Raw genomic sequence first — 9643 nt, 5'->3', positions numbered from 1 at the left:
TCCCTGCCCGAGCCGGAGCGGGTCTACGCGATGGTCGCCCGCGACCTCGGCGCGGTGGGGATGCACATCGTGCCCGTGCCCGTGCCGGAGGACCAGGACTACCTGCACGCCGTCGTCTCCCGACCCACCCGAGCCCTGCACCTGATGGGCCGCACCGGCGACTACCGCGACCCGCACGCGTTCCTCGAGCCCTTCGCGCGCTCGGGCCGCGCCGAGACCGGCTACCGCAACCCGCGCGTCGTCGAGGACGTGGACGCGGCCGCGGCCGAGACCGACGACGACACACGCCGCGCCCTGTTCCGCCGCGTCGTCCGGGCCATGGCCCTCGACCTGCCGGCGCTGCCGCTGGTCTATCCGATCTCGGCCCTGGCCACCGGCCCGCGCGTGGCCTCCTACCCGACGTCGCCGCAGCTGGACGAGCCCTTCTCGCGCGTCAGGCTGACCGAAGGCTGAACGCACCGGTAGTACAGTGGGAGATCACGGCGCCCGGCCCGACCGCCACTGCTCGGCCTGGTCGCACTGCGCCCACCCGCCGTCGTTCTGCTTCAGGAGTTGACCGTGCCCACCACCTCGTCCACCGCCACCCACGACGTCGTCCTGATCGGCGGCGGCATCATGAGCGCCACCCTGGGCGTGCTGCTGCAGAAGCTCGAGCCCACCTGGTCCATCGCCCTGTACGAGAGCCTCGATCAGGCCGGCCTGGAGTCCTCCGACCCGTGGAACAACGCGGGCACCGGCCACGCCGCCCTGTGCGAGCTGAACTACTCGCCCATGGACAAGAACGGACGGGTGGACGTCACCAAGGCGCTGGGCATCAACGAGCAGTTCTGGACCACCCGCCAGTTCTGGTCCTCCCTGGTGGCGGACGGCACGCTCAAGGACCCCAAGTCCTTCATCAACCCGCTGCCGCACATGTCCTTCGTGTGGGGTGACGACCACGCGGACTACCTCCGCACCCGCTATGAGGCCATGTCCGCCCAGCCGCTGTTCGCCGGCATGGAGCACAGCGAGGACCCGGAGCAGATCCGTGCCTGGGCCCCGCTGCTGATCGAGGGCCGTGAGCCGGGCCAGCGCCTGGCGGCGTCCCGCAACACCGGCGGCACCGACGTCGACTTCGGCTCCCTCACCCGCCAGCTCATCACGGCCATGGCCGGCGCCGGCGCCGAGGTGCGCTTCGGTCACAAGGTCACCGGCCTCACCCGCGGCACGGACGGCCGCTGGGAGGTCAAGGTCAAGAACAAGGCCGCCGGCTCCGAGCTCGTGGACCGCGCCCGCTTCGTCTTCGTCGGTGCCGGCGGCGGCGCCCTGCCCCTGCTGCAGAAGTCCGGCATCCCCGAGGCCAAGGGCTTCGGCGGCTTCCCGGTCTCCGGCCAGTTCCTGCGCTGCACGGACGAGTCCGTGGTCAACCAGCACATGGCCAAGGTGTACGGCCAGGCCGCCGTCGGCGCCCCGCCGATGTCCGTGCCCCACCTGGACACCCGCTTCGTCAACGGCAAGCGCTCCCTGCTGTTCGGCCCCTACGCCGGGTTCTCCACGAACTTCCTCAAGACCGGCTCCTACCTGGACCTGCCGCTGTCCGTGCGCCCGCACAACCTCAGCACGATGCTGGACGTGGCCAAGGACAACATGGACCTGACCAAGTATCTCGTGACCGAGGTGCTGAAGTCCCGGGACAAGAAGATCGACGCGCTGCACGAGTTCTACCCGGAGGCCGACGGCGGCGAGTGGGAGCTGATCACCGCGGGCCAGCGCGTGCAGGTGATGAAGCGCAAGGGCCGCTTCGGCGGCGTCCTGCAGTTCGGCACCGAGGTCGTCACCCACGCGGACGGCTCGCTCGGCGGCCTGCTCGGCGCCTCGCCGGGCGCCTCCACCGCGGCCCCCATCATGGTGAAGCTGCTCGAGCGCTGCTTCCCCGCGAAGATGGCCGGCTGGGACGGCACGCTCAAGGAGCTCATCCCGTCCCTGGGCCACACGCTCAACGACGACCCGGCGCTGCTGGACGAGGTCCGCACCGCCACGGACGCCGCACTGAAGCTGGCCTGACGCCGCGATGGGAGCGCTCGCACGGTTCTCGCTCGGCCGGCGGGCGCTCGTGGCGCTCGTCACCGTGTTCATCGCGGTGTTCGGCGTCCTCTCCGCCGGCCAGCTCAAGCGGGAGCTGATCCCCCCGCTCGAGCTGCCCGTCATCTCCGTGTCGACGCTCTACCCGGGGGCGTCCCCCGAGGTCGTGGACGCGCAGGTGGGCGAGCCCCTCGAGACGGCCCTGCAGGCCGTGGAGGGGCTCGAATCCTCGCGGTCCACGTCGCAGTCCGGCTTCAACGCGGTCCAGCTGGAGTTCGCCTACGGCACAGACCTGAACCGGGCCCGGTCCCAGGTGGACCGCGTGGTCGCCAACCTGGGGCCGCAGCTGCCGGAGGAGGCGGAGACCTCGTCCTTCGCGGGCTCCGTCTCCGACTTCCCGGTGGTCTTCCTCGCCCTGTCCGGGGACGAGGACCTCAACACCCTGCGCCGCCGCGCCGAGGACGTCCTGGCCCCGCGGCTGCAGAAGATCGACGGCGTCCGTGGCGCCGACGTCCTCGGCGGCACGGACGAGAACGTCTCCGTGGTCCCGGACCCGGCCGCGCTCGCCGCCGCCGGGCTGACCACCTCCGACATCACCGACGCACTCGAGGAGAACGCCGGCCTCTTCCCCGTCGGCCAGGTCACCGAGGGCGCGACCACCTATCCCGTCCAGGCGGGCGCCGCCGTCGAGGACCTCGAGGGCCTGCGCGGGATCGTCGTCGCTCCCTCCGGTGACGGCGAACCGCGCACCCTGGACGAGGTCGCCGACGTCACCCTCGTGGCCGCGGCCCCCACCTCGCTGACCCGCACCGACGGGGTGCCGACGCTGTCCGTCTCCGTGACCGCGACCCCGGACGCCGACCTCGTGGCGGTCTCTCAGGCCGTGCGCGACGCCCTGCCGGAGCTGGCGTCCCTGGTCGGCGGCGGCGCGGACCTGACCGTGGTGTTCGACCAGGCCCCGTTCATCCAGCAGTCCATCGACACGCTGTTCCAGGAGGGCCTGCTGGGCCTGGCGTTCGCCGTGCTGGTGATCGCCGTGTTCCTGCTCTCGGTGCGCTCCACCCTCGTCACCGCCGTGTCCATTCCGCTGTCCCTGCTGGCCGCCCTCATCGGGGTGGCGGCCTTCGGCTACTCCCTCAACACGCTGACGCTCGGGGCGCTGACGATCTCGATCGGCCGAGTCGTGGACGACGCGATCGTGGTGGTGGAGAACATCCGCCGGCACCTCGGCCTGGGTGCCGACCGGCGCACCGCGATCCTGGACGGCACGCGCGAGGTCGCCACCGCGATCACCGCCTCCACCCTCGTCTCCGTGGCCGTGTTCCTGCCCATCGCCTTCGTGGGCGGCCTGGCCGGCGAGCTGTTCCGGCCCTTCGCCGTGACCGCCACGGTCGCCCTGCTGGCCTCCCTCGTCGTCGCCCTGACGATCGTGCCGGTGCTGTGCTGGTGGTTCCTGCGCTCCCCGCGGCGCGGGGCCGAGACCACGGCCGCGCCCGCCGTCCCCGGCGACCGGCCCGTGGCGGCCGGCGGATGGCTCACCCGGGCCTACCGCCCGGTGCTGCGCTGGACACAGCGGCACACCGTGGTCACCCTCGCCGCCGCCCTGGCGCTGCTGGCCGGCACGGCCGCGCTGGTCCCGCTGATCCCCACGAACCTCCTGGGCGACTCGGGACAGAACTCGTTCGTCGTCACGGCGGAGCAGGAGCCGGGGACGTCGCTGGAGACCACGGCCGCCGCCGCCGAGCGCATCGAGCGGGTGCTGCTGGACACCGACGGCGTCGAGACGGTCCAGTGGACGGCCGGCACCGCCGCCGGTCCGATGGGGGCCTTCGGCGGCTCCTCGGCGGACCGGGCGCGGTTCACGGTGGTGACCGACCCGGATGCGGACCAGGTGGCCCTCCAGGACGGGGTGCGCGCCGAGCTCACGGGTCTCGACGGCGTGGGCGACGTGTCCGTCTCCACACAGCAGGGGCCGAGCGGCGGCCAGGACATCGAGGTGGCCGTCTCCGCCCCCGACCCGCAGGCCCTCACCGCGGCCGCCGATCAGGTCGCCGAGGCGCTGCGGCCCGTCGAGGGTGCCCGCGAGGTGACGACGCCGGCTTCGGACCTGCGCCCGACGTTCCAGGTGGACGTGGACACCGTCGCCGCCGCCCGGCTCGGCCTGACCGAGGAGGCGGTGGCCGGCCAGGCCGCCGCCGCCCTGCAGGCCGTGCCCGTGGGCGACGTCCGCTTCGGGTTCGAGAGCTTCGCGGTGCAGCTGGGTGACCCGGAGCCGGTCGAGTCCCTCGACGCCCTGCGCCAGGTGCCCGTGGAGACGGCCGAGGGGCCCGTGCCGCTGGGGGACCTCGCCGAGGTCTCGCGAGTGCCGGTGCCCGCCCGGGTGACGTCCTCGAACGGCGAGCGGACCGCCGTCGTCACGGTGACCCCGGACGACGAGGACCTCGGGGCCGTCTCGCGCCGGGTCACGCAGGCCGTGGCGGAGCTGGACCTGCCCGAGGGCGTCACCGCGGCCGTGGGCGGCGCGGCGGAGCAGCAGGCGCAGACGTTCCGGGACCTCGGACTGGCGCTGCTGGCCGCCGTGGCGACCGTGTACGTCGTGATGGTGGCGACGTTCAACTCGCTGCGCCAGCCGCTCGTGCTGCTCGTGTCGATCCCCTTCGCCGCCACGGGCGTGTTCCTGGCGCTGCTGGCCACCGGCACGCCGCTGGGACTGTCCACGATGATCGGGCTGCTCATGCTGGTGGGCATCGTGGTGACGAACGCGATCGTGCTGATCGACCTGATCAACCAGTACCGCCGCGACCGCGGCATGACCCTGGACGAGGCGATCGAGGTGGGCGCGCTCAACCGCGTGCGCCCGGTGGTGATGACGGCCCTGGCCACCATCCTGGCCATGACCCCGATGGCCCTGGGCATCACGGGGCACGCGGGGTTCATCTCCCAGCCCCTCGCGGTGGCCGTGGTGGGCGGCCTGGTGTCCTCCACCCTGCTCACGCTCGTGCTCGTGCCCGTGCTGTACCGGCTCACCGAGGTCCGCGGGGAGCGCCGCCTGCAGGAGGAGCGCCGTGTCGCGGCCGAGCGGGAGGCGCAGCGCGTCGCGGCCGAGCGCGCGGCCGAGCAGGCGCGCCGGGCTGAGGAGCGTTGGGCGGCCCCGTCCGAGCTCGACGCCGGACGCCTCGGCCGACTCCGGCAGCGCCTCCGCCGGCGGTGGCGCCGGGCCTGACCTCACGCGTGGCGCGGGCCGGGGCGGCGGGGCGCACCCCCGTCGCTCAGGCGCCGTCGTGCACCGCGAGGCTCGAGCCGCGCCGGTCCTTGCGCACCTCGAGGCGCACGCCGATCTCCTGCCTCATCCGTTCGACGTGGGAGACGAGGCCCACGGTCCGGCCACCGGTCCGCAGGGTGTCCACGACGTCCAGGACGTCGTCGAGGGTGTCCGCGTCGAGCGAGCCGAAGCCCTCGTCCACGAAGAGCGTGTCCAGTTCGATGCCGCCGGCTTCGGCCTGCACGGTGTCCGCGAGCCCCAGGGCGAGGGCGAGGGAGGCCATGAAGGTCTCGCCGCCCGAGAGCGTGGCCGGGTGGCGCGTCTCGTCCACGTAGTGGTCCCGGATGACGAGTTCGAGGCCCTTGTTCCCGCGCCCGCCCACGGCGTCGGAGTACTCGATCGAATACCGCTGGTCCGTCATGGCGAGCAGACGCTCGGTGGCCGCGGCGGCGACCTCCTCGAGCCGCCCGGCGAGGACGTAGCTCGTCAGGGGCATCTTGAGCAGGTTCTCCCCGCCGCCGCGGACGAGGTCGAGCAGCCCCCGCACCCGCGTGTGCTCGGCGATGAGCCCGGCGGACCGCTCCAGGACCTCGGTCAGGGCGGCTGACTGGCGGCGCACCGTGGCGACGAGTGAATCGAGTCGCCCGACCGCCGTCGCCCGGGACGAGCTCGCGGCCTCGGCCGCGGCGAGCGCCTCGGCGGCGGCGCGGGTCTGCTCCTCGGTCGGCGGCTCGACGCCCGCCTCGGCGAGGGCGCGGCCCCGGCGGACGGGCTCGCTCGCCTCGAGCTCGGCGAGGCGGGCCCGTTCGGCGTGCCACTCCTGCACGGCGGCCGTGCGCGCGGCGGCCTCCGTCTCCTCGAGGCGGGCCGCGCGCGCCGCGTCGACGTCGTCGAAGTGCTGTTCGGCCAGCGCGGCGGTGAGCGCCTGGTCGGTCTCGTCGGCGACCGCCCGGGCGCGCGCGTCCTCGTCCTGCGCCGCAGCGAGGGCGGCCAGGACCCGGCGTGCGGCGGTGACCTGGTCGCGGCGGGCGTCGAGGGTCTCGGCGTCACCGCGGGCGGCCTCGACGGCGTCCCGCAGCTCGGTCAGCCGGGCGGCACGGTGGGCGGCGGCCTCGGCGAGCCGACCGTCCTCGGCCGCGAGCGCGGCGGCGGTCTCGTCGGCCCCGGCGAGCGTCTTCTCGGCGGCGGTCAGCCGCCGGCGGTCCGCGGCGAGGTCCTTCGCCGCCTGGTCCAGCGCGGCCCGTTCGGCCTCGGCGCGCTCGAGCGCCTCTCGCGCGGCCTCGGGTGCGAGCCCGGCGGCGGCCTCGCGCGCCGTGCGGAGGGTCTGCTCGGCGGCGCGCAGGGCGGTCTCGGCGTCGGTCGCGGCCCGGTCGGCCGCGGTCCGGGCCTGCTCGGCGTCCCGCACGTCCGCCTCGGTCACCGTGGTGTCCGCGGTGGCGGCCGGGGCCGGGTGCTCGGGCGAGCCGCACACGGCGCACGGCTCGCCGGGCACGAGCCGCTCCGCCAGTTCGGAGGCGGCCTGCTCGTACCGGGCACGCAGCAGACCGACGTGCCGTTCGGCGGCCTCGCGTCGCCGCTCCTGTGCCTCCCGGTGGGCCCGGGCCGCGGTCTCTGCCTCGACGGCGCGGGCGGCCGCGGCCTCGGCGGCCGTGCGGCGAGCGGCGGCCTCGGACACGGCGCGGTCCACGGCCTCCCGGGCGCCGAGACGCTCGGTGCCGCGTTCGACGGCCGCGCGGTGTGCCGCGACGGCCGCCTCACGCTCGGGGCGGGACTCGACCAGGGCGGCGCGGTCGCGGCCGATCTCGGCCCGACGCTCCGCCGCGGCGGCCGCCTCCTGCTCCAGCTCGCCCATCCGGGCACGGTCCTGGACGGCGCGTGCCACCGCCTCCGCGGCGCGCTCGGCCTCCCCCAGCGCCTGGCGGGAGGCGGGCGCGTCGGCGGCCCCGTCCGCCCGGGCGGCGGCGAGCCACGCCGCCGCGGTCGGCTCGTCCTCGACGTGCGCCAGGGCCTCCGTCACCGTCTCCGACGCGGTGCCGGCGGCGTCCGCCGCCGCGGTGGCCCGCTGGGCGGCCGCGAGCACCCGCCCGGCGCGCTCATGGGCGTCGACGGCGCGGCGCCGCGCCGCGGCGGTCTCGGCCTCGGCGTCGTGGTCGCGTCGACGGCTCGCCCACGCCTCGGCCGCGGCCAGGTCCCGCCCGCGGGTCTCCAGCTCACGCGCCGTCACCCGAGCCTGCTGCTCGGCGGCGCGGGCCGTGGCGAGGCCGGCCCGTGCGTCCTCGTGCGCGCGACCCGCGCGCTCAGCGGCGAGGGCGAGCAGCCGCTCGTCCGTGTCCGGTGACGGCTCCGGCGCATGCCAGTCCGGGCCGAGCGCCTCGTGGAGCGCCTCGGCCAGCTGCGCCCGCGCAGTCCGGGCCACGTCCGCGTCCACGGCCACCGCGGTGTCCAGCCGGGCCGTCTCGCCGCGCAGGTGCTCCTCGACGCCGTCGAAGCGCTGCGTGCCGAAGAGCCGCCGCAGCAGGACGCGGCGCTCATCCGACTTCGCGGTGAGGAACTGGGCGAACTGCCCCTGGGGCAGCAGGACCACCTGCATGAACTGCTCGGCGTCCAGGTGCAGGACGGCCGCGATCTGCTGGCCGACCTCGTCCGCCCGGGTGAGCGGCGCCGTCCATTCCCCGTCCACGCGTTCCCGCAGGGAGACCGTGGCCTGCGTGGTGACGGTGGCGCCGCCCGCCGCGCTGCGTCTCCGGCGGGGCCGCTCGTGCTTGGGCGAGCGGACCACCTCGAAGCGCCGGCCCTGCACGGTGAACTCGACCTGCACCTCGGGGATCACCGCGCCGGGCTCGCGCAGCGTGGTCACGAGCGACTCGGCCGACCGTCCGCCCGGCACGGTCCCGTAGAGGGCGAAGCACAGCGCGGCCAGCACCGTGGACTTGCCCGCGCCGGTGGGCCCGTCCAGCAGGAACAGGCCGGCCGCGTTGAGCCGGTCGAAGTCGACGTCCTGCGCCTGGGCGTAGGGCCCGAGCCCCTCCAGGCGCATCCGATGGATCCTCATGCGCGCACCTCCCCCGCGCGAGCGGCCTCGAGGGCGTCCCGCAGCAGGTCCTGCTCGGCCCCGCTGGCCGGCCGCTGCCGGACGTGGTCCACGAAACCGACCGCGAGCGCGTGGTCCGAGGGTGCCTGCCGCAGGACCTGGGCGTAGGTCCGCTCCCGGGCCCGCCTCCCGCCGGCCGGTTCGTGGCGGAAGACGAGCACGGAGGGGAACCGGGTCTTCAGGCGCTCCAGGGCCCGCTCGGGGCGTTCGTCGTCGGTGACGGTGACCTGCACCCAGCACTGCTCCGCCCACGCGAACTCCGGGGACTCCAGCAGGTCCTCGATCGGCCCGGACAGCACCGCCAGGCGCCGCCCGGCGTCCCAGTCCACGGCCTCGACGTCGGTGACGGCCCCGCCCGTGACGTGGACGAGCCAGCCGCCCTTGCGGTGGCCCGCCTCGGAGAAGGAGTACGGCAGCGGAGAGCCGGAGTACCGCACGTGCTCGGCCAGCCGCTGCCGGCCGTGCAGGTGGCCCAGGGCCGCGTAGTCGAGCCCGTCGAACACGGAGACCGGCACCTGCCCCAGCGTGCCCACCAGCATCTCGGGCGGGGCGTCCGGCTCGACGTGCTCGCCCTCGCCGATGTCCCGTTCGGACTCGGAGCCGTGGCCCCCGGCCGCGAACAGGTGGGCCAGCACGACGGCGGCCACCGGCTCCGGCGTCTCGGCGCGGCGGGCGGCCAGATCGGCGTGGACGCGGCGGACCGCCTCCGTCAGCACGGCCGTGTGGTGGGGCTCCACGCCCCAGGCCGGTCCCTGGTGGCGCGGTTCGAGGTAGGGGATGCCGTAGACGGCCACGGTCTGGCCCGCGCCGCCGTCGACCCCGGGCTCGGTGAGCAGCACGGGGCGGTCCAGCTCCGCCGCGTCCGCGCGCACGTGCACGCCCGCGGCCGCCAGGAGTCCGCCGCCGAAGCCGAGGCGCACCGCCGAGTCGTGGTTGCCGCTCGTGAGCACCACCTGGGCGCCGGCCGCGTGCAGCCGGGTGAGCGTCCGGTCCAGCAGCCGGACGGCGTCCGCCGGCGGCAGCGCGCGGTCGTACACGTCCCCGGCCAGCAGGACGGCGTCCACGCCGCGCTCCGTCACGGTCGCGACGAGGGCGTCCAGGACCTCCTCCTGGGCCTCGAGCAGCCCGGTGCCGTGGAACGACCGGCCCAGATGCCAGTCCGAGGTGTGCAGCAGGATCATGCGGCCCACTCTAGGGAGGGTGCGGACGGGATAAGCACGACGCGGTGC

At 75.3% G+C, this 9643-nt stretch carries 4 protein-coding genes and 1 pseudogene; 3 read left to right on the top strand and 2 right to left on the bottom strand.

What is annotated here, in order from left to right; genetic code table 11:
- The 3 genes and pseudogenes from J1M41_RS11960 to J1M41_RS01100 all read left to right on the top strand — a co-directional run.
- Nucleotides 1–453 (top strand): annotated as a pseudogene (locus tag J1M41_RS11960) (ABC transporter substrate-binding protein); the annotation flags it as partial.
- Between the two features lie 99 nt (nucleotides 454–552).
- A complete protein-coding gene (locus J1M41_RS01105) occupies nucleotides 553–2043 on the top strand; it encodes a malate:quinone oxidoreductase (RefSeq protein WP_220478808.1) in 1491 nt (496 codons plus the stop codon).
- Nucleotides 2044–2050: 7 nt separating this feature from the next.
- Nucleotides 2051–5284, top strand: coding sequence for an efflux RND transporter permease subunit (locus J1M41_RS01100; RefSeq protein WP_036312982.1), 3234 nt, complete (start codon nucleotides 2051–2053; stop codon nucleotides 5282–5284).
- A gap of 46 nt (nucleotides 5285–5330) precedes the next feature.
- Here the strand turns inward: J1M41_RS01100 and J1M41_RS01095 are convergent, their stop codons facing one another.
- Entirely contained in the window at nucleotides 5331–8375 is a 3045-nt protein-coding gene (locus tag J1M41_RS01095; RefSeq protein WP_206450970.1) for an AAA family ATPase, read from the bottom strand.
- Entirely contained in the window at nucleotides 8372–9595 is a 1224-nt protein-coding gene (locus J1M41_RS01090; protein WP_069941941.1) for an exonuclease SbcCD subunit D, read from the bottom strand. The genes J1M41_RS01095 and J1M41_RS01090 overlap by 4 nt, the downstream gene beginning before the upstream one ends.
- Nucleotides 9596–9643: the final 48 nt, after the last annotated feature.

This window comes from Micrococcus sp. KRD096, assembly GCF_017168495.1.
GTDB lineage: Bacteria > Actinomycetota > Actinomycetes > Actinomycetales > Micrococcaceae > Micrococcus > Micrococcus luteus.
Note: the sequence above shows the minus strand (reverse complement) of the source record. Positions and strands in the feature narration are given on the sequence as shown.